Below are 20,478 nucleotides of genomic sequence, written 5' to 3'. Positions count from 1 at the left end.
TCCTCTCAGGCCATGGTCGCCTCGGCGGTGGCCCGGTTCTCGGGTGCCGCCTCGGCGAGGGTGCGGTTGTCGGGATCGATCTCGGTGACCCGGCGGACGAGCGGGCGGGTGACCTGCAGCCCCAGCCACACCATCGCAACCCCGGCCACGAGGACGGCGGCGACGGTTCCGATGGTGAACGGATCGCCGAGGTCGCTCACCGAAGCCATGAGCCAGGCGAGGATTCCGCCGAGGAACAGGGAGACGACGGTGACCAGCAGGATCGGCGACATCACGGCGTTGACGGTCACCCGGTGCATCATCTGCTGGGTCATTCCGGCGGCGTGGAGCTCGCGGTAGGTCTGAGCACGGTCGAGGATGTCTGCGGCCTGGTTGATCGTGGCCGAGACGATGACGAGGACGAAGGCGATGACCAGGGTGAGGATGAGTCCGGTGAAGATATCGTCGCCGAGGTGGACGTACGGACCCATGACCGCGCGGTCCTCGGCGGAGAAGTCCTCCTGGCCGCTGCGCATCATCGCCGTTCCCGCCCCGCCGACGACGGCGATGAAGGTGATCATCGCCAGCCCGGCGACCCGGCGCCAGTACTGTCCGGGAGCGTCGGCGATCATTCCCGCCGCCATCACCGAGGCGGGACCGCGGGCGATTCTGCCGGCGATGCCGGCGTGGACGCGGATGCACAGGACGCCGAGGACGCTGATGAGCAGAAGGGTGATGCCGATCGTGGCGATGCTGTACATGATCGTCACCGCCATCGGCAGCTCCATCTGGGTGGAGATATAGGTCGCGATGGCCACGATGAGGATGAGCACGATGGCCGTGATGATGCGGGCCAGGGGGAATCTCCGGGGCAGCGACCGGGTGCGCACGCCCAGCGGGGAGACCTGGATCTTGCGCAGGCCGATGAGCGAGGCGATCAGACAGACGGCAAGGAGGCCGGCGACGACCGCGGCGAGCAGCCAGACCGGCATGAGCAGTGCCTGGTAGCCCAAAGGCTCGCCGACGAACGTGATGAAACTCAGCGGCCAGGCGACCAGCAGGTAGCCGCCGATTCCGGCGAGGATGCCCAGCGATGCGGGGATGAAGGGTTCGGCGACGGCGATGAGGCGGATCGTGCTGGGTTGCGCCCCGAGCAGGGACAGGGTCGAGAGTCGTTCGTCCTGACGGCGGGCGCTCAATTTCGCCGAGGCGACCCCGAGGCTGGTCGCGGGCACGATGAGGAAGACCGTGGCGAGGACGGCGAGGAGCTGGTAGAGTTCGGCCACCTCGGCGTATCCGGAGACCTCGGGGCGATCGATGAATGCCCAGGCGCCGGCGGCCACGGTGAGGAAGATCGTCGCGCAGGAGAAGAAGGCGATCCCTACAAGGCGCGACGTCATCGAAGTCAGGGACTGTTTGGACAGGAGGAGGGGAAGGATTTTCATCACTGGGCGGCTTCCTGCATTGCCGAATCGGCGACGATGCGGCCGTCGGCGAGTCGGACGACACGGGAGCAGCGGGCGGCGACGTTCTCATCGTGGGTGACGACGACCAGGGTGGAGCCGCGGCCGACGGTGGAGCCCAGCAGCTCGGTGAGAACCTCGTTCGAGGTTCGGGAGTCGAGGGCGCCGGTCGGTTCGTCGGCGAAGGTGACGACGGGCTGGGTGACCTGGGCGCGGGCAATTGCCACCCGTTGCGCCTGACCTCCGGAGAGCTGTCCGATCCGCTTGTGTCCGTGCTCGCTCAGACCGAGACGGTCGAGCCAGGCCCGGGCGTGCTGGGTGGCGTCCGAGCGGTTCATGCCTGCGAGCATGGCGGCGAGCGCGACGTTGTCGATGGCGGTGAGCTCGGGCAGGAGCAGTCCCTGTTGGAAGACGAAGCCGAAGACCTCGCGGCGCAGAGCGGTGCGGCCGGATTCCTTGAGGGAGGTGATCTCGGCGGCGGCGCTGCGGTCGGTCGGCGAGAGTCGGATGCGGCCGCTGTCGGGACTGATGATGCCGGCCAGGCAGTGCAGGAGGGTGGTCTTACCGGAGCCGGAGGGTCCCATGATGGCCAGGGATTCGCCGAGGCCGATCGTGAGATCGACTCCGGCGAGAGCATACGTCTGGTTGAAGTGCTTCGTGACGTTGCCGGCGGTGATGATGGCGGGGTGCTGGTGGGCGGGGTGCTGTTGGACGGGCTGCTGCGCTGCGGCAGGATGCTGTGAAGAAGTCATGTCTCTATGTTTTCGCCCAATGGGCCTTGGCACTATGCGGTCAGCCCGTCAGCCGGTGCGGGATTTCCCAACCTCCGTTGACGGAAAACCGAGTTCGGGGCACCGGGCTTGACAGTCTTCCGACACCACCTCATCGACATGCGAGATCCGGGCTGGCTGCCCGTGGTCCCGCCCGACCAACCGAACAGGTCGACTCCTTCGACGTCTGGATCGTCTCCGCCGCAGAGGACCGGGCCACCTCGGTGCGCGTCTGCCGATCTTACCCAGGCAGCAACACGATGACGGTGTGGATCACGAGACCGACCAGCGCGCCGATGACGGTGCCGTTGATGCGGATGTACTGAAGGTCGCGGCCGACGTAGAGCTCGATGCGTTCGGCGGCTTCCTTCGCATCCCAACGTTCGATGGTGTCGGAGATGACGCTGGCGATCTCGGGGCCGAAGCTCTCGGCCAGATCACCGGCGGTGGTGGCGATCCGGTCATCGATGCGGCGGGAGAAGTCCGAGTCCGCCTGCAGGCGTTCGGCGAATTCGCCGATGAGCTGCCAGATGCGGGCGCGGACTTCGCCTCCTTCGTCGATGATGGCCTCGCGCAGCAGCTGTTTGAGCGAACCCCAGATCTCGAGGACGGAGTCGACGACTCCCTCCTGGCTGAGCAGGTCGTTGAAGATCTCTTCGGCCCGCTGGGACAGGGATGAGTCGGATTCGAGGTCGTCGGACAGGTCGACGAGCCACGCGTCCAGCGCCTGTCGAGCCTTGTGGTATTCGTTGTCGCGGACGTCGGCGACCCAGCCGAGCACTTCGCGCTGCAGTCGGTTGGCCAGCTGTTCGTTGACGAAATCGGGGACCCAGGACGGTGCCCGGTTGTGGACGATCTCGTCGATGACCTGCGGATTGTCACCCAGCCAGCTGTAGGCCTCCGCGACGATGAGGTCGACGAGTCTGTGGTGAGCACCGTCGAGCACGATCTGGCGCAGCAGCTGCGCGAGCACCGGTGTCTTTCGGGTGGCCACGAGCCGTGGAATGATCACGTTCCTGGTCAGCGCTTTGATGGAGTCGTCATCGATGCGCGCGAGCACATATTCGAGGCCCCCTGCAGCACGGTCGACGACTATATCTCGGTTGGCGGGCTTGGCCAGCCATTTCCCGGCTCGATGGGAGATCTCGGCGGATCGGATCTTCGTCGACACCGCCTCGGCGTGGAGGAAGTTCGCGGCGACGAAGGCCGACAGACTCGCACCGAGGGTGTCCTTCTTGCGCGGGATGATCGCGGTGTGCGGAATCGGCAGCCCGAGAGGGTGGCGGAAGAGCGCGGTGACGGCGAACCAGTCGGCGATCGCGCCGATCATCGCGGCCTCCGAGGCGCGGGAGACGAACCCCCAGACGCCGGTGTTGTCGGTGAAGAGGTGGGTGGAGAGGAAGATGAGCGTGGCGAGGATGAGCAGCGAGAGCGCGAGCGTGCGCATCTTCTTCAGCCCGCGAGCGCGCTCTTGATCCTCCGGCGTGAGCTCGGCCGGCCCGCCGTTTCCGCTGCCGGCGCCGAAGCGCGGTACGGATGGTGTCTTCTCGATCGACATCGTTACCCCCTGCTCCACGACTTTAGCGAAACCCTGCCCCTCCACACGCATCCGCAGGCAGGTTCGCACCTGGGAATTCTGCACCGTCCCTGCCAAAACGTCGTGGCAACGGCACAGCCCACCGGTGCAACGGGTGGGTATGCGAGGCCCGCGAGGGTGCGCGGCGAACGAGGCGATGCGACAGCAACGGTGAGGGATGCGCCGCCCCTGACTCCAGCAACACGCACGCTACGCCACTGCGCCCACCGCCAGGGCCGGTGCCACGCGGTACAAACACGACACGTAGAGTGAGAAGGGTCTGGTCACCGCTGTCCTGCACGGGGACCATGTCCCCTCTGGGCCCGCCTCCGCCCTCTGGAAACGGTCACCGTTTCCTCAGGGACCACCGCGGCCCTCGCCACAGGCGCAGCGATCTGACCGGATCGAAGCAATCCGTACCCGACATTCAGGAGCAGTCGTGCCAGCGACACCCGCCGAGGCCACCATCACCGAGATCACGAATCTCATCACCTTCGACACGACGAGTCGGGACACGAACCTCCCGCTCATCGACCACGTCGAAGTTCGCCTGCATGCCGCCGGCATCGAATCACGCCGGATCCCGAACCCGGAGGGCACGAAGGCGAACCTGCTCGCAACCATCCCCGCAGCCGACGGCACGACCACCGGAGGCATCGTCCTGTCTGGACACACCGACGTCGTCCCTGTCGACGGCCAGGACTGGTCCTCCGACCCGTTCACCCCCGAGATCCGCGACGGAAAGTACTTCGCCCGCGGCAGCGCCGACATGAAGTCATTCATCGGCGTCATCCTCTCCCGCCTCGAAGCGCTCAAGTCCGCGAAGCTTCGCGAACCCATCCACCTCGCTTTCTCCTACGACGAGGAGATCGGCTGCGTTGGCGCCATCTCCCTCGTCGAGGCCATCACCGAGGAGGGCCTGGTGCCCCGCGGCTGCATCGTCGGCGAACCCTCGAGCATGCGGGCCATCCGCGGCCACAAATCGATGAATGTCTTCCGCGTCGACTTCCACGGCGTCGCCGCCCACTCGTCACTCACCCCCGAAGGCGTCAACGCCATCGCCTACGCCTCCGAATTCGTCGCCTTCGTCCACGCTGTGGCCGCCGAATTCCGCACCGAGGGACCCTTCGACGAGGCCTACGTCGTTCCGTTCACCTCGGTCACGGCGAACACGTTCACCGGTGGCATCGCTGTGAACACGATCCCCGCCGAGGCGAGCGTGCAATTCGAGTTCCGATCGCTGGGTTCAGTCGACCGCGAAGCCCTCATCGCACGGTTCCGCGCCGAGGCGGAACGCCTCGGTCGAGCCATGGCCGCCGAGAACGAGACCGCCGGAGTCGACTTCACGATCGAAGCCGAGGCCCCCGGCTGCGAGACCCCGGCCGATGCGGACATCGTCTCGCTCGCCGCGAACTGGGGCGCAATCGCCACCGATGACAAGGTCACCTACGGCACCGAGGCGGGACTGTTCTCCGAAGCCGGAATCCCGACCGTCGTCTGCGGCCCCGGAGACATCGCCCAGGCCCACGCTCCCGACGAGTTCATCGAGCTCGACCAGATCGCAGCCTGTGAGTCCTTCGTCGACGCCCTCATAGCCGATCTCACCCACCGCTCCTAGGCAGTCTCCAGCGACTGCGTGCGTCCGAACTGTTCGGAGCAAGAGGCCTCCCGGATCTGCACCGGGTTCCCCTCCAGGGCGGTTCGTGCTTGGATGGAGTCGACAGCGATCCTCAGCAGCAGGGAGGCACCATGGGATCCGAATTCTCCGTCGGCGATCACGTGGCGTGGAACTCAGAGGCCGGAGAGGTCTCCGGGACGATCACCAAAGTCCACACCTCAGACTTCGAGTACAAGGGCCACAACCGCCGCGCCTCGGCCGATGAACCGCAGTACGAGATCAAGAGCGACAAGACCGATCACATCGCCGCTCACAAAGGCAGCGCCCTCCACCTCGTCGACGACGAATGACGGACACCGCCGACCTGCCGGACCTCCTCACGGTCGGGCATTCGAATCGCTCACTGAACGAGTTCATCGAACTGCTCACCGACACCGGCACCGAGGCGATCGTCGACGTCCGCCGACTGCCCAGTTCGAATAGGAACCCCTGGTTCAACGCCGAAACCTTGGTCAACGACCTTGCCGAGCACAGCATAGAGCTGCGCCGGCTCGAAGGGCTGACCGGTCGCCGACCCGTCAGCCACACGGTGCCCTTCGAGACGAATGCCTGGTGGCAGAACCGCAGCTTCCACAACTATGCCGACCACTGCCTGTCCGAGGAGTTCCGGACCGACCTCGACACCCTCATCGAATGGTCGAAGAGCCAGCGCCTGGCGATCATGTGCTCCGAAGCCGTGTGGTGGCGCTGTCACCGTCGGATCATCGCCGACCAGCTGCTTGCGCGGGAGATCCCGGTCTCGCACATCCTCGGTGCCGGCCATGTCGATGAGGCGAAGTTCAGCGAGGGTGCGCGAGTCGGCGGCGACGGCGAACTCACTTACCCCGCCGAGGCTGATACGGCTGATACCTGACCCGCATTCGCCCAGTTCGCCGAAGCCGACGACAGCGCCAAACCGAGCTCTTCCGCGAGTGTCACTCACCAGCACCGGCACATCGCACCGTTGCAACGCGGGGTTGAGCGAGTTCCACGACGATGTAGGAGCAGCACGACGTTATGTCGGGAACGAGTAGGAATGCTCAGCCACCGGCTGTCGGTTCAGTCGACTTCCGGCGCACCCGCCTGCGGGCACTGGCCACTCCGCACAGAACCACGCCCACGAAAAAACGCCGAGGCGGCACCTGAACTCAGGTGCCGCCTCGGCGGTGGTGCGGTGGGGCCGTTCAGACCCTCACCACGTCCGAATCATCCGGACTGGGACGCCCGGACAAGGCCTTGATCAGGCCTTGCCGATGACCTCGAACTTGATCTTCGCGGTGATCTCGTCGCCGACGCGCACAACAGCGTTGTAGCTACCGGGGGTCTTGACGTGACCGGTCAGGGCGACCTGACGGCGATCGAACTCGCGTCCGGTCGCGGTCTGCAGGGCCTCGGCCACGAGGGCGGGGGTGACGGCGCCGAAGAGGCGACCGTTCTTACCGGCCTTCATGTCGATGCGAGCCGTAGTCGACTCGAGTTCGCCCTTGACCTTGATGGCTTCGTCGTGATCAGCGATCTGCTTGGCCTGACGGGTCTTGCGCAGAGACTCGATGTGCTTCTCAGCGCCGGCGGACCAGGCCGAAGCCCAGCCACGAGGCAGAAGCAGGTTGCGTGCGTATCCGGCACGAACCTCGACGACGTCGCCGGCGGCACCGAGGCCGTCGACTTCCTGGTTCAGAATCACTTTGCGGTTAGGCATTATTCTTTCCCTCCGATCAGCGAGCTGAGCTCGAGTAGGGCAGAAGTGCCATCTCGCGGGCGTTCTTGACGGCCTTTGCGATGACGCGCTGTTCCTGCACGGTCACACCGGTGACGCGACGTGCACGGATCTTGCCGCGGTCGGAAATGAACTTACGGAGCGTAGCGGTGTCCTTGTAGTGGATGTTCGCCGCTTCGCCCTTCTTGAGCGGATTAGCCTTCTTCTTGATAGGCTTCCGGATCTCTGGCTTTGCCATGAGTATCTCCTGTTGACGAATGTCTCGAAATGTCGTGAAGACGTGGATCAGAACGGTGGTTCATCGGCGCCGGGGTTGCCCCAGCCGCCGTTGCCGCTCTGCGGGTTCGATGATGCCCACGGGTCATTGGCGGGTGCGTTGTTGCCGCCCTGGCTGTAACCGCCCTGGCGCTGTCCACCCTGCTGAGGGTTGTTGCCCCAACCGGAGGACTGCTGGTTGCCGAAGCCGCCCTGCTGGCCGCCTCCGCCCTGGCCTCCTCCACCGAAGCCGCCGCCACCGCCGAAGTTTCCTCCGCCGCTGGGGTTGTTCTTCGTCACCTGAGCGGTGGCGCGTCGCAGGCTGGGGCCGACTTCGTCGACGTCCAGCTCCATGACCGTGCGCTTCTCGCCTTCCTTGGTTTCGAAGGACCGGGACTTCAGTCGGCCCTGAACGATGACCCGCGTACCGCGCTGCAGAGATTCGGCGACGTTCTCTCCCATTTCACGCCATACCGAGCAGCGCAGGAACAGGGTCTCCCCGTCCTTGAACTCGTTGGCCTGACGGTCGAAGATACGCGGCGTTGAGGCCACGGTGAAGTTAGCGACTGCCGCACCGTTAGGTGTGAAGCGCAGTTCGGGATCGCTGGTGAGGTTCCCGACGACCGTGATGACTGTTTCGCCTGCCATTGAATCTCCTAGAAGCGAGGTAGCTTAGATGCCTTACTTGGCGTCCGGGCGGAGGATCTTCGTGCGCAGAACGGACTCGTTGAGTCCGAGCTGACGATCGAGTTCCTTGGTCGTTGCAGGTTCGGCGTGGAAATCAACCACGACGTAGTAGCCTTCGGACTTCTTCTGGATCTCGTACGCGAAGCGACGACGTCCCCAGATGTCCACGTTGTCGACGGTGCCGTTCTCAGCCGGGACAACCTTGATCAGGTTGTTCACGGTGTCAGCCAGCGTCCGCTCTTCGAGGTCGTTATCAAGAATGAGCATGAGCTCGTACTTACGCATATGTCACCCACCTCCTCTGGTCTTTGCGGCCATGGTCGGTCCATGGCAGGAGGGTATATGCATGTCCGTCCCGAATCCGTGATGGTCACGAAATGGGAACAGACCTCACTAGTCTAATCGACCGGTGCGCTGGCTGTCATGTTCATCCGCGTGGTCTTCCTTACCTCGCCGAGGCGGCCCTGCCGTGGCCGTGGCACCGCGGATTCCGCGCCGGTAGAGGTTCTCACCGGACATGATGACGACGAGGACGAGGGCCAGCAGCCGCAGCAGGGTGAACAGGGCGACGAAAGTGGAGTCGAGCCCCTCGTCGGCTTCGAACCCGGACACATCACCGAGTTGGATGGAGATGGCGAAGACCGCCTCGGCCAGGGTCCAGACGATGAGCACCCACCAGCGGCGGATGGACAGGGCGATGAAGGGCAGCAGCCACAGGCTGTCCCAGGGCATGAGGCCCGGTGCCAGAAGCAGGCAGCCGCCGATGAGCAGGCATGCGGAGACTGCCGGGTCGAGACCGGTGCTGCGGACCATGTAGAGGGAGACGGCGAGGGCGAGGACGACCCCGGCGCTGACGATGATCCACAGCGGAGCCCAGACGGACACGTCCCCGAGCTCGGCCATGAGCAGGATCGAGGCGAAGGAGCCGCCGTCGACCGCATCGGAGTACCAGTGGATGATCCGGTCGATCGCGCTCAGGTCGACGACAAGCAGCACCGCCGAGGTGAGCGTGGCCGCGGCGAGCATCATCCGCGGATTGCGCGGCCCCAGTCCCCGAGCAGGATTCGGCCCGGCCAGGGTCAGGGCCAGGAGCACGAGGAGGGCGAGCGGGTTGATGAACGTCGCGATGCCCAGGAGCACACCGGCCAGCCAAGCGCGCGGGCGCAGCGGAGGCGTTCCGAAGAAGACGACCATCGCCCACACCGCCAGTGCGAGGGCGATCGGGTCGAGTGTCGAGCCGAGGGTGAAGAGGATGAGCGGGGAGGCGAAGACCGCAATCAGCCATCCCCGGAAGCGGGCGAGGACGAGAAGTCCGGCTCCGAGGGCCGCAATGCCTGCGGTGTTGAGCAGGAGTACGACGACCATGAACAGGGAGACGTCGTTGGTGAAGAGGTGGACCAGGTCGACCAGTCGGGCTTCTAATGGGGCCAACGCGGCCCCTCCGCCGTGTGCGCGTCCGAGCACCTCGGGGTTGGTGTCACCGAGGAACGCCGTGGACAGGGGTCCTGCGCACATCCTCGCCGAGGCGGACGGCTGTTCGTATCCCGAGCTCAAGCACGGACCCTGCAGAGCCAGGGCGAGGAAGGTGGTGACACCGAGGACCGCAGCCAGCACAGAGGCTTGGGCGCTGCGGAACCGGCGGCCGGCGGCACCGAGGTGAATGCCGACCGGACCGCCGAGCAGTGGCTCGGCGATCCGGGTGCTGGACTTCGAGGGCATGACTCGAGGTTACAGGTCAGCCACCGACACCAAGAGGGCCATCATCACCATCTGAGCTGCCGCCTCCATCACCACCGGTGATTTCGCCGCCACCGTTCTTGCTGTCGCCACCGCCAGGGGAGTCGTTTCCGCCGCCGGTATCGCTGCCGTTTCCGTTGTCAGAGCCGTTGCCCGGTCCGTCACCGCCGGTGTCGCTACCGCCGCCGTCATCGGTACCACCGTCGTTCGATCCTTCGTCGGAGCCGTCCTCAGAGCCTTCTTCCTTGCCCTTCTCGTCTCCGTCGGAATCCTTGTCCTTGTCCTCGTCGTCCTTCGGAGTTTCGATCGGAGCCTCGGTCTCCTTGCCCTCGTCGCCGTCGCTGTTATCGGCGGGAGCCTCGGGCTCAGGTTCTTCCTTGGGTTCGGGCTTAGGAGCCGGAGCCGGGTTCGAGTTCTTCGGCTTGGGCTTGTCGGGCAGTTCGCCGCGTGCCGGGAACTGTTCGACTTTCTCTCCCTCGAGCGCCGTCTGCATGTAGTCCGTCCAGACCTGGACCGGGAACGAACCACCGGTGACTTCCCCGCGACCGCCATACGCGCCGATCGACGTCTGCTTGCCGTCGACCTCGCGGTACAGCACGACAGATGTCGCGAGGTTCGGAGTGTAACCGGAGAACCAAGCCGCTGTATTACCCGTCGTGGTACCGGTCTTACCGGCCGCGGGGCGTCCGAGGTTTTGGGCGTAGCTGCCCGAACCGCCCTGAACGACCTGGCTCAGGGCGTACGAGGTCTCAGCACCAACGGCCTTGTCGAAGACGCGCTTGCCCTTGGTCTCGGCCTTGTAGACTTCCTCGTCCTCGGCACCCTTTGTGACCTTCTTGATCGAGTGGGTCTCGTGGTGGACGCCGTTCGCGGCGAATGTCGCGTACGCCGACGCCATGTCGATGGGTTTGACGCTGGGGGTACCGAGCACGTTCGAGGGGTTCTTGGTCAGATCGATCGAGCAGCCGCCGGTATCACCGGACGCTTTCTCCTTGTCGGTGCAGTTCGGACTCAGGCCCGCACGTTCTGCGACGTCGACGGTCTTCTCCGGCCCGACCTGCACATTGAGTGCGGCGTAAGCGGTGTTGATCGAGGACTGCGTCGCCTTGAGCAGGCTGACGGGGCCGTAGCTCGTACCGGCGAAGTTGTTGACCTCCCACGGAGTGCCGTCGTTGTTCAGCGTCGTCGGGCTGGCACCCGGGTACGAATCGGTCAGCCGCACGCCGTTCTCCAGACCGGCGACGAGCGCGAAGGGCTTGAACGTCGAACCGGCCTGCACATGGCTCTGCGTCGAGGCGTTGAACGCCTGATCGAGGTAGTTCTTGCCACCGTAGAAGGCTTCGATTCCGCCGTCATCCGGGTCGATCGAGACAAGCCCGGCCTGCATGCCTTCCGGCTGATCCTGCGGGAGCGTCTTGATCGCCTTTTCCGCAGCCTTCATCCGATCCTTGTCGAATGTGGTGACGATGTTGTAACCTCCGCGGTCGAGCTGAGCTTCGTCGATATCAAGCTTGCGCAGCGCTTCACGGCGGACGAAGTCCCACATGTAGCCCTTCTGACCCGACAGGGAGGACTCTTTGTTCTGCTTCCGCACGTCCGGCATCTCGACCTTCGCGGCCTGCTCCTCGGTGATGAAACCTTCGTCGACCATGTTCTTGACCACGTAGTTGAAGCGGTCTTCGTACATCTCCGGGTTGTCCGAGGGGTCGGCGGCACCTGGGCGCTGGATCATCGCGGCCAGCAGAGCGGACTCGCTGACGTCGAGTTCCGAGGCCGGCTTGTCGAAGTAGTTCTGAGCTGCCACTTCGACGCCGTAGGAGCGACGGCCGAGGTAGATGGTGTTGAGGTAGTTCGCGAGGATCTCGTCCTTCGACTGCTGCTGGTCGATCTTGAGCGAGATGAACATCTCCTTGATCTTGCGATCAAGCGAGTGCTCGTTCGTGAGATAGAAGTTCTTCACGTACTGCTGGGTGATCGTGGAACCGCCGCCCGCGTACTGGTTCGTGGCCACGCCGACGACGGCGCGGGAGAGACCCTTGATCGAGATGCCGCGGTTCTCGTAGAACGAGGTGTCCTCGGCGGCGATCGCGGCCTTCTGCATGGGTTCGGAGATCTCGTCGATCTCAACGGACTTGCGATCTTCGACCTTGTACTGGCCGATCGGCGTCTTGCCGTCGCTGTAGTAGATCGTCGAGGTCTGACCGGTGGCCTCGAGGTTCGGCTCGGGGATGTCCGTTGCGGCATATCCGACGGCGAAGGCCACGCACAGGGCGATGACGAGGCTGAGCCCGCCGACGACGAGTACGCGGATGCTCGGCAGGAAGCGAGTCCATCCGCTCACACCCGCTCTGGGGTAGTTGAGCAGATTCTTCGTATTCCTGCCGATGTTCTTGGCTGTGTGTTGTCCCTTAGCCACCCAAGGTCCTCCAGGTCAGTCAGCCTGCCGCAATGCGTGGCGACGAGGTCCGAAAAAGGTCAAAGACGCCAATCAGTCTCGCACGCATTCATTAGTAGAGGATGAAAAAGTGCTGAGCCTGACACCCTGCCGACACGCCAGGTTACCGAACAGCTCTCTGAGTAACCCCGTATTCGGCATCTCACCAGGCATTTTAATTCACTGCCGCAGAATCAACCATGGCGAGTGCGTGTTTGCTCACATTCAACTGCCGACCGCAGGTTTCCCCCGCGCCTCAGACCTCCGCAGCGCCTCGTTCAAGCGAAAGCGCACTTTTCGACCCGTGTACCGATCGAAAAGCGCGCTTTCGCTTGAACGAGGGCCGCCGCGCGCTCAGCTCTTGAGGTCGAAGTCCGTATCGGCGTACTCGTTGCCCTCGACGACGGGTTCGCCGCTGAACGGATGCAGCTGGTCTTCGCGGGCCCGCAGCTCGACGCGACGGATCTTGCCGGAGATCGTCTTCGGCAGCTCGGCGAACTCTAGGCGTCGGATGCGCTTGTACGGTGCCAGGTGCTCACGGCAGTAGGCGAGGATCGACCGTGCAGTATCGGCATCGGCAGCGAACTTGCTCGACACGACGACATACGCCTTGGGCACAGCCAGTCGCACCGGATCCGGCGAGGGGACAACAGCCGCCTCGGCGACGGCCTCGTGTTCGATGAGCACGCTTTCGAGCTCGAAGGGGGAGAGTCGGTAGTCGCTGGCCTTGAACACATCGTCGGCGCGGCCGACATAGGTGATGTAGCCGTCCTCGTCGCGGGAAGCCACGTCGCCGGTGTGGTAGACACCGCCTTCGAAGGCCTCGGCGGTCTTCTCCGGATTGCTCCAGTACCCGGTGGTCAGACCGATGGGCCGAGGATCGAGGCGCAGGCAGATCTCACCCTCGTCGCCTTCCTCACCGGTCGCCAGGTCGATGAGCACGACATCGAAACCGGGCAGCACCTTGCCCATCGAACCGTACTTGAGTTCCTGATCGGGCGAATTGCCGATCTGCAGGGTCGACTCGGTCTGGCCGAAGCCGTCGCGGATGAGCACGCCCCATTCGCTGTGCACGCGGTCGATGATCTCGGGGTTGAGCGGCTCACCGGCGCCGAGGGCCTTCGTCGGAGGATTCTTCAGGTGGCTGAGATCGGCCTGGATGAGCATGCGCCACACGGTCGGCGGGGCACAGAAGCTCGTGACACCCACCCGATCCATGGTCTCCATGAGGGCATTGGCGTCGAAGCGCGAGTAGTTGTAGAGGAAGACGCAGGCCTCGGCGATCCACGGGGTGAAGATGTTCGACCAGGCGTGCTTGGCCCAGCCGGGCGAAGCGACATTGAGGTGGACGTCGCCGGGGGTCAGTCCCATCCAGTACATCGTCGAGAGGTGGCCGACGGGGTAGGAGACATGCGTATGGGAGACCATCTTCGCCTTCGAGGTGGTGCCCGAGGTGAAGTAGAGCAGCATCAGGTCATCGGCCCGGGAACTGCCCTGAGGATCGAATTCGGTGCTCTCCTCAAAGGCATCGGAGTAGGCGTAGTCCTGCTGACGGGTGGGCTCCCCGCCGACGACGATACGCACGACATCGACATCGACGTCATCGAACTTCGCGGCATCCTCGGTGCCGGCGACGACGAACTCCGCATGACCGCGCTCGGCACGGTCGTTGAGGTCGACCGGTCCCAACTGCGTGGTTGCGGGCATGAGCACGGCGCCGAGCTTGATGCCGGCGAGCATCGTTTCCCACAGTTCGACCTGGTTGTTGAGCATCACCATGACATGGTCGCCCCGCTTGATCCCGGCACGGCGAAAGTGATTGGCCACCTGGTTCGAACGCGCGGACAGCTCTGCGAAGCTCCACTTGCCCTCGGATCCGTCCTGTTCGACGATCCACAGAGCGGGCTTGTCGTTGTTCTCGGCGATCTTGTCGAACCAGTCGAGAGCGAAATTGAAGTGATCGAACCTCGGCCATTCGAACTGTTCACGGGCAGCGTCGTAATCGCTGCGGAGTTCGATCAACTTGTCACGGGCAGCGCGGAATTCCTCGGTCACTGTCATTGTGGTCTCCTCACCTTCTCGCAACTGTCACAGCGTGTGACGTCACACACAAATCTAAACGATAACGAAGCTATCAGCACTGATCAGTCGGTGAGTCAGCGGGGGTCGGTCACTGCCCCTGAGCAGCCCACCATTCCCGCAGCTCCGCCTCGGCACGTTCGGCTCCGAGCGGGCCGTTCTCCATCCGCAACTCGAGCAGATGCTTATAGGCTTTGCCCACCAGCGGCGATGGTTCGATATCGAGGATCGCCATGATCTGCTTGCCGTCGAGATCCGGGCGGATCGAATCGAGTTCCTCCTGCTTTGCCAGAGCCTCGATGCGCTCTTCCAGATCGTCATAGGCGAAAGCGAGACGGTCGGCTTTGCGTTTGTTGCGGGTGGTGACGTCCGCGCGGGTGAGGATGTGCAGGCGGGAGAGCAGCCGTCCGGCGTCCGTGACATAGCGGCGCACCGCAGAATCCGTCCACCCGGCATCGCCGTACCCGTAGAAGCGCAGGTGCAGTTCGACGAGGCGGCCGACCGCCTTCGTCGTGTCCTTGTCGAAGCGCAGCGCCTTCATCCGCTTGGCCGTGAGCTTCGCACCGACCGCATCGTGATGGTAGAACGTCACGGCACCGCCGGGCTGGAAGCGCCGAGTGGCGGGCTTGCCGACATCGTGCATGAGCGCGGCGAAACGCACGACGAAGTCCGGCACGCGCAGGCGCTGCGGATCGTCGTCGGCCATTCCGGCCTTCTCTTGAGCCGCGGCATATCGGCTCTCGAGTTCGACGGCCTGACGCAGCACGGTCAGCGAATGCTGGTAGACGTCCTTATGTCGATGGTGCTCATCGGTCTCGAGCTGCAGTCCGGACACCTCGGGCAGCACATAATCGGCGATGCCGGTGCGCACCAGCAGGTCGATTCCGGCGACCGGGTCGATGCCGGTGATGAGCTTGACGAGTTCGACCTGGACGCGTTCGGCGGAGATGATCTCGATCCGATCGGCCATCGCCGTCATCGCCGCTTCCACCTCGGGCACGGGATCGAGCCCGAGCTGCGAGGTGAACCGGGCCGCGCGCATCATCCGCAGCGGGTCATCGGAGAACGAGTCTGCGGCCGTGCCGGGGGTGCGGATGCGACCGGCGATGAGGTCATCGAACCCCTGGTGCGGATCGACGAAGGCCTTCGAGGGCAGACGGATCGCCATGCCCCGATCGTGAAATCGCGGCGGACGAGGTCGGCGTCGAGGTCCGTGCCGAAGGCGACCACCGGTTTGCGCGAGTCCTCCTCATAGGCTTCGGCGCGGTAGGTCGTGATCTCGATCTGCACACCGGACTTCACGGCCCCGATGGTGCCGAATTCGCGTCCGATGTCCCAGTGAGTGTCGACCCAGTCGGAGATCAGCCGAAGGATGTCGTCGGGGCGGGCATCGGTGGTGAAGTCGAGGTCGGGCATGGGGCGACCGAGCAGCGCATCACGGACGGAACCGCCGACGAGGGCGAGTTCGAAACCGGCTGAGGAGAACCTCTGACCCAGCGGGCCGAGGATGTGCTCGAGTTCGTCGAGCTTGTCGTGCAGTCGGTTGTGCGCGGTCTGCGGATCCACCGAGCTCCTTCGGTTCTTCAGATTTCTGCTCTTGCCCGTGGGAACTCGCCTCCCGCGTCCAGGCGCGAGTTCCGGTCCCCATAAGACTACCGGGAGCCGATGACACGAAACTTCCAAGCTTCGCCTACTAAGGTAGGAGAATGACCACACCGATGCCCAAGCCGGGACCCCGCACGTCCCGCCGCACCACAGTGGAGGAGATCTCCGCCGGTGGCATCGTTGTCGACTTCTCTGATCCGAAGCTGACCGTGGCCGTCATCGCGCGCATCAATCGCGCGGCCGGATCGAATGGTGCCTGCCCAAGGGACATCTCGAGGGAACTGAGACCCCCGCCGAGGCGGCCCGCCGTGAGGTCGAAGAGGAGACCGGGATCGCGGGGCAGATCATCTGTCCCCTGGGAACCGTCGACTACTGGTTCACCGTGACCGGAATCCGGATCCACAAACTCGTCCACCATTTCCTGCTGCGTGCACAGTCGGGGACTCTGACCGTGGATAATGATCCTGACCAAGAAGCGATCGATGCGGCGTGGGTGCCCTTCAATGACCTGCGTTCGCGACTGTCGTTCGCCAATGAGCGCCGAATCGTCGCCGCCGCCCGACCGATGGTGTCCCGACTGGAGCAGTGAAACCCATTCCGATCCGCCGTATGCGATTCCTCACCGCCCTGCTGAGCACACTCCTGCTGCTCGCAGGGTCAGTTTTCGCATACCCGCTGCTCACCGCCGCGCCGGCAGCCGCCAGCACCGATGCGAACAAGGACTCCGATGCCGATAAGGACGAAGTCTCGATCACCCTCGACGAGGTGACTCCCTGGATCGATGACGAAGGCACGCTGACCGTGCGGGGCACGATCTCGAACACGACGAAGAAAGCGGTCGAGAAGCCGAGCCTGAGTCTGCAGATGTCGACCCGCAAGCTCGATTCCGAATCCCGCCTTGATTCCTGGAAGCAGGGACAGGCACAGCACCGCACCGTCGCCGATCTCGAACATGATGGCACCGAGGCCAGAGAGAAGGCGAAGAAGGACAACGACACCGATTCCGATGACGACTCGGGAAGCACCCTCGACACCTCGTTCGAGGACACCATCGATCCCGGTGCCACTGCGGAGTTCACCTTCCGTGTTCCCGCCGACGACCTCGAACTGAGCAAGTCCTCACCAGTGAGTTCCTGGGGCCCGCGGGGGCTGGCGGTCCAGCTCGGCGACGAAACCGGTCTGCGGGCCTCTGCCCTCGGCTTCACCACCTGGTACCCGGACCCGGAGTTCGATCAGACGAAGATCAGCGTGCTCGCTCCCGTCACCCTGCCCGGCCATTCCGAGGGCGGACTCATCCCATCCGACCGGCTCGATGCCGCCATCGCCGAAGGCGGTTCGCTCGACACGATCGCGAAGCTCCTGAAACACAAGGAACTCGCTCTGGCGGTCGATCCGCGCGTCATCGCCTCCTTCGAAGCCGCGATCGCCGAACCTCCGGCCGCCGACGCACCGGAGGAGACCGAAGAACCCAGTGCGGGCGAAGGCGATGAGACCCAGTCGCCGCCGGTCGGGGCACCGGAGAACGATGACGCCGATTCCAGCGCCGCCGAGCTCGAAGCCGCAGAAGAACAGCGCAAACGCCTCGGCTCCTGGTATCAGGACTTCGTGGAGGCGGCGCAGAAGCACACGATCGTCGCTCTGCCCTATGGCGATCCCGACCTCAGCGCTCTGCGCGGGACCAAGATCGACCGGCTCTCCACCTTCGCTCAGAAGCAGCGTGAGATCGTCAAAGACGTCTTCCCCGATGCCCGCACGGACATCGCTTGGCCGGTGGCCGGAAGTGCGACGAAGAACGGCCTGCGTGCCCTGAAGAAGTCCGGCAATTCCACCGCGATCATCAGCGATGCTCAGCAGCCCTCGATCACCGGCATCCACGATGATGCGCATTCGCAGACGACGATCACCGATGACGGGGAGTCGACGATCGACACCCTCGTCTCGGATTCGGAGCTCACGGATATGAGCGCCGAGGCGATCGCCGCGGACAACCGGCCGGGCACTGTCCGAGCTCGTCGCGGAATCTGCGGTGATCCAATCCGAGGCCCCCTACCGCACCCGGAGCCTGTTCGTTCCACTCCCGCGCGCGGCCGCCTCGGCGAATTGGGAGCAGACCGTCGAGGATCTGAGCTCGGCACCGTGGATCGCCCCCACCGGGGTCGATGAGATCCTCGACTCCGGATCCGAGTCGCGCGGACTGCTGCGGACGGATTCCGACGCTCCGCACATCCGGAAGAGGGCAGTGAAATCCCTGGCCGAGACCCGGGCGAACCAAGAGGACTTCAACAGCGTCTTCAGCGACCGGGAGAGCGCCGATATCCGGCTCGACCGTGAACTGCTCACGTGCACCTCGGCGGCGTGGACGCTGGGCCGGAACGCGAACATCTGCGCCGGGCAGGCCCGTGAGCAGAGCGAGAAGCTCATGGACAGCCTCCGTCTGCGCAAGGGATCGTCCGTCCTCCTCGTCACCGGTGAGAAGACGACGATTCCGGTCACGATCGTCAATGATTCCCCCGCCGAAGCGACCCTGCGGATCCGGATGAAGCCGAACACTCCGCAGCTGCGGGCGCAGGAGACGGAGACCGTGAAGGTGCCCGCCGCGGAGACGATGCGTGTGGACGTGCCCGTCGAAGGACTCGCCAACGCCGATGTGCCGACGACGATCGAGATGGTCACCGCCGACGAGGTGGTCCTGCCCAAACACGAATCACTCATGGTGCGGGTCCGCGCCGATTGGGAGAACATCGGCACCGCTGTGATCGGATTGGGCTTGGCCGTCGTGTTCGTCATCGGCCTGATCAAGACCATTTCCCGCGGGCGACCGAAGATCCCCGAACAGCAGCTGGCCGATGCCATGGCCCGCGCCAAGACCGACGACGACCCTGAAAAGAGGTAGAGCGTGTCCAGCTTCTCATCCCTGGCCCGGTCCTCGGCGATCATGACCGCCGGCACCATGACCTCTCGTGTGCTCGGCTTCGTCAAAGCCTCGATGCTGGCCACCGCGATCGGCGTCACCGCAGTTCAGGCCGATGCCTTCGACATTGCGAACAAGGTGCCGAACACGCTCTACATGCTGCTGGCAGGCGGCGTGGTCAATGCTGTGCTCGTCCCGCAGATCGTGCGTGCCTCCAAACGAGAGGACGGCGGTACCGACTTCACGAATCGGCTGCTGACGCTGTCTTTCCTGCTCCTCGCGGGCGTGAGCATCATCGCCACCGCCGCGGCTCCGCTGCTGGTCTGGCTCTACTCGTCGGGGTGGAGCGATGAGCAGATGGCGCTGGCCACCGCCTTCGCACTCTGGTGTCTGCCGCAGCTGTTCTTCTACGGTCTCTATACGCTGCTCGGCCAAGTGCTCAATGCGAAGTCGTCGTTCGGCCCCTATATGTGGGCTCCCGTGCTCAACAACGTCGTCGCGATCGCCGGTCTCGCCGCTTTCATCCTCATCTTCGGCACGAACAACGCCTCACCGCACGATCTCGACACCTGGTCCCCGGACAAGATCGCCCTCATCGCGGGCACGGCCACCCTCGGCGTCGCGGCACAGGCCCTCATCCTCATCTGGCCGCTCAAGCGGATCGGCTTCAAGTACAAGCCGACCTTCGGGTTCCGCGGGGTCGGTCTCGGCACGGCCGGAAAGGTCGCATTCTGGACGTTCTCGGCCATGCTCATCGGTCAGATCGGCTTCCTCGTCATCTCCCGCGTCGCCTCGGGGTCGTCGATCCCCGGCGACGGAAACGCCTCGAACGCCGCATATACGACCGCCTACCTCGTCTTCATGCTCCCGCATTCCCTCATCGCGGTCTCTCTGGCCACGGCTCTGTTCACCTCCCTGGCCAAGGACGCAGCGAACAATGACACCGAGGCCGTCGTCGGCGACTTCTCGATGGGCGTGCGGATGGTCGGCTTCGTCAACTCCTTCGCCGCCGTGGCCTTCATCGTCCTCGCCACCCCCGTCGCAATGATCATCGCCGGTGAGGGACGGGAGCAGGCCACGGCCATCGGACTGGTCATCATCACGATGGTCTTCGGGCTCATTCCCTTCAGCGCGAACTACCTCGCGCAGCGGGTCTTCTACGCCTACGAGGACGCGAAGACTCCGTTCCTCATCCAGCTGCCGCAGATCATCTTCCAGTCCCTGGCGGTGCTCTCGGCGACGATCTTCCCCAAGTCGGTGACGGTGGCGATCATCGGCCTCGTCATGAGCCTCGGGTACCTCATGGCGATGATCATCTCGTTCGCGGTGCTGAAGAAGCGCCTCGGCGCCATCGATCTGCGGGAGATCCTCACTTCGCATCTCAAGTTCCTCCTCGCAGCGATCGTCGCCGGAGGGGCAGGGTTCGGTCTGCTCTACTTCTTCCCGGACTTCGCCTTGGCAGGACGGTGGCAGGCGTTCATCACCACGGCCATCGTCGGCACCGTGATGCTGCTGTTCTTCATCGGAGCTTGTTATTTGCTCAAAGTCAGAGAGTTGCATTCGATTATTGGCGTGGTAGCTGGAAAACTAAGGAAAACAGCCTGAGCC

General features: G+C 64.3%; 14 protein-coding genes and 3 pseudogenes. 6 read left to right on the top strand and 11 right to left on the bottom strand.

Annotated elements, in window-relative coordinates; genetic code table 11:
• Window positions 1-5: 5 nt before the first annotated feature.
• From AC2W7L_RS00185 to AC2W7L_RS00175, 3 genes are all read right to left on the bottom strand, one after another.
• Complete coding sequence (locus tag AC2W7L_RS00185) at window positions 6-1,424, bottom strand: FtsX-like permease family protein (RefSeq protein ID WP_486002735.1); 1,419 nt, start codon at window positions 1,422-1,424, stop codon at window positions 6-8.
• Window positions 1,424-2,194, bottom strand: a complete 771-nt coding sequence (locus AC2W7L_RS00180) for an ABC transporter ATP-binding protein (RefSeq protein WP_486002734.1) — start codon at window positions 2,192-2,194, stop codon at window positions 1,424-1,426. Before AC2W7L_RS00180 ends, AC2W7L_RS00185 begins: the two co-directional genes overlap by 1 nt.
• A 259-nt stretch (window positions 2,195-2,453) precedes the next feature.
• Complete coding sequence (locus AC2W7L_RS00175; RefSeq protein ID WP_486002733.1) at window positions 2,454-3,770, bottom strand: DUF445 domain-containing protein; 1,317 nt, start codon at window positions 3,768-3,770, stop codon at window positions 2,454-2,456.
• A gap of 457 nt (window positions 3,771-4,227) precedes the next feature.
• On the opposite strand from AC2W7L_RS00175, the gene argE reads away from it, so the two are divergent.
• From argE to AC2W7L_RS00160, 3 genes are all read left to right on the top strand, one after another.
• Window positions 4,228-5,406 carry an acetylornithine deacetylase gene (gene argE, locus AC2W7L_RS00170; protein WP_486002732.1) on the top strand — a complete coding sequence of 393 codons (1,179 nt, stop codon included), beginning with the start codon at window positions 4,228-4,230 and terminating at the stop codon, window positions 5,404-5,406.
• 131 nt (window positions 5,407-5,537) lie between these two features.
• The gene (locus tag AC2W7L_RS00165; protein ID WP_166820731.1) at window positions 5,538-5,756 is read left to right on the top strand and encodes a hypervirulence associated TUDOR domain-containing protein; all 219 of its coding nucleotides are present in this window, start codon (window positions 5,538-5,540) and stop codon (window positions 5,754-5,756) included.
• Complete coding sequence (locus AC2W7L_RS00160; protein ID WP_486002731.1) at window positions 5,753-6,319, top strand: DUF488 domain-containing protein; 567 nt, start codon at window positions 5,753-5,755, stop codon at window positions 6,317-6,319. Before AC2W7L_RS00165 ends, AC2W7L_RS00160 begins: the two co-directional genes overlap by 4 nt.
• 366 nt (window positions 6,320-6,685) lie before the next feature.
• Here the strand turns inward: AC2W7L_RS00160 and rplI are convergent, their stop codons facing one another.
• The 8 genes and pseudogenes from rplI to AC2W7L_RS00120 all read right to left on the bottom strand — a co-directional run bounded on the left by rplI (window position 6,686) and on the right by AC2W7L_RS00120 (window position 15,893).
• Window positions 6,686-7,129 (bottom strand): 50S ribosomal protein L9, encoded by a 444-nt coding sequence (rplI, locus tag AC2W7L_RS00155; RefSeq protein ID WP_486002730.1) that lies wholly within the window; start codon window positions 7,127-7,129, stop codon window positions 6,686-6,688.
• A 31-nt stretch (window positions 7,130-7,160) separates the two neighbouring features.
• On the bottom strand, window positions 7,161-7,400 hold the full coding sequence (gene rpsR, locus AC2W7L_RS00150) for a 30S ribosomal protein S18 (RefSeq protein WP_025779604.1): 240 nt from the start codon (window positions 7,398-7,400) through the stop codon (window positions 7,161-7,163).
• A gap of 47 nt (window positions 7,401-7,447) precedes the next feature.
• Complete coding sequence (locus AC2W7L_RS00145) at window positions 7,448-8,065, bottom strand: single-stranded DNA-binding protein (RefSeq protein ID WP_101554852.1); 618 nt, start codon at window positions 8,063-8,065, stop codon at window positions 7,448-7,450.
• 33 nt (window positions 8,066-8,098) lie between these two features.
• Complete coding sequence (rpsF, locus tag AC2W7L_RS00140) at window positions 8,099-8,389, bottom strand: 30S ribosomal protein S6 (protein WP_025779601.1); 291 nt, start codon at window positions 8,387-8,389, stop codon at window positions 8,099-8,101.
• 108 nt (window positions 8,390-8,497) lie between these two features.
• On the bottom strand, window positions 8,498-9,823 hold the full coding sequence (locus AC2W7L_RS00135; protein ID WP_486002729.1) for a hypothetical protein: 1,326 nt from the start codon (window positions 9,821-9,823) through the stop codon (window positions 8,498-8,500).
• 16 nt (window positions 9,824-9,839) lie between these two features.
• Window positions 9,840-12,257, bottom strand: coding sequence for a transglycosylase domain-containing protein (locus tag AC2W7L_RS00130; RefSeq protein ID WP_486002728.1), 2,418 nt, complete (start codon window positions 12,255-12,257; stop codon window positions 9,840-9,842).
• Window positions 12,258-12,629: 372 nt separating this feature from the next.
• On the bottom strand, window positions 12,630-14,336 hold the full coding sequence (locus AC2W7L_RS00125; protein WP_486002727.1) for an AMP-binding protein: 1,707 nt from the start codon (window positions 14,334-14,336) through the stop codon (window positions 12,630-12,632).
• A gap of 109 nt (window positions 14,337-14,445) precedes the next feature.
• Window positions 14,446-15,893: pseudogene (locus AC2W7L_RS00120) on the bottom strand (CCA tRNA nucleotidyltransferase).
• A gap of 167 nt (window positions 15,894-16,060) precedes the next feature.
• On the opposite strand from AC2W7L_RS00120, the pseudogene AC2W7L_RS00115 reads away from it, so the two are divergent.
• The 3 genes and pseudogenes from AC2W7L_RS00115 to murJ all read left to right on the top strand — a co-directional run bounded on the left by AC2W7L_RS00115 (window position 16,061) and on the right by murJ (window position 20,475).
• Window positions 16,061-16,548: pseudogene (locus tag AC2W7L_RS00115) on the top strand (NUDIX domain-containing protein).
• A gap of 20 nt (window positions 16,549-16,568) precedes the next feature.
• Window positions 16,569-18,852, top strand: a pseudogene (locus tag AC2W7L_RS00110) (DUF6049 family protein).
• Between the two features lie 3 nt (window positions 18,853-18,855).
• On the top strand, window positions 18,856-20,475 hold the full coding sequence (gene murJ, locus AC2W7L_RS00105) for a murein biosynthesis integral membrane protein MurJ (protein ID WP_486002726.1): 1,620 nt from the start codon (window positions 18,856-18,858) through the stop codon (window positions 20,473-20,475).
• Window positions 20,476-20,478: the final 3 nt, after the last annotated feature.

The organism is Brevibacterium sp. LAARM3_SD1 (assembly GCF_057364765.1).
This window is presented reverse-complemented; position numbering and strand designations above follow the sequence as displayed.

Bases quoted from the DNA above. Each gene is read 5' to 3' on its own strand.
- AC2W7L_RS00165 (WP_166820731.1), top strand. From the start codon at position 5,538: ATGGGATCCGAATTCTCCGTCGGCGATCACGTGGCGTGGAACTCAGAG.
- AC2W7L_RS00160 (WP_486002731.1), top strand. From the start codon at position 5,753: ATGACGGACACCGCCGACCTGCCGGACCTCCTCACGGTCGGGCATTCG.
- AC2W7L_RS00180 (WP_486002734.1), bottom strand. From the start codon at position 2,194: ATGACTTCTTCACAGCATCCTGCCGCAGCGCAGCAGCCCGTCCAACAG.
- rpsF (WP_025779601.1), bottom strand. From the start codon at position 8,389: ATGCGTAAGTACGAGCTCATGCTCATTCTTGATAACGACCTCGAAGAG.
- rpsR (WP_025779604.1), bottom strand. From the start codon at position 7,400: ATGGCAAAGCCAGAGATCCGGAAGCCTATCAAGAAGAAGGCTAATCCG.
- AC2W7L_RS00145 (WP_101554852.1), bottom strand. From the start codon at position 8,065: ATGGCAGGCGAAACAGTCATCACGGTCGTCGGGAACCTCACCAGCGAT.
- AC2W7L_RS00185 (WP_486002735.1), bottom strand. From the start codon at position 1,424: ATGAAAATCCTTCCCCTCCTCCTGTCCAAACAGTCCCTGACTTCGATG.
- AC2W7L_RS00175 (WP_486002733.1), bottom strand. From the start codon at position 3,770: ATGTCGATCGAGAAGACACCATCCGTACCGCGCTTCGGCGCCGGCAGC.
- AC2W7L_RS00125 (WP_486002727.1), bottom strand. From the start codon at position 14,336: ATGACAGTGACCGAGGAATTCCGCGCTGCCCGTGACAAGTTGATCGAA.
- AC2W7L_RS00135 (WP_486002729.1), bottom strand. From the start codon at position 9,823: ATGCCCTCGAAGTCCAGCACCCGGATCGCCGAGCCACTGCTCGGCGGT.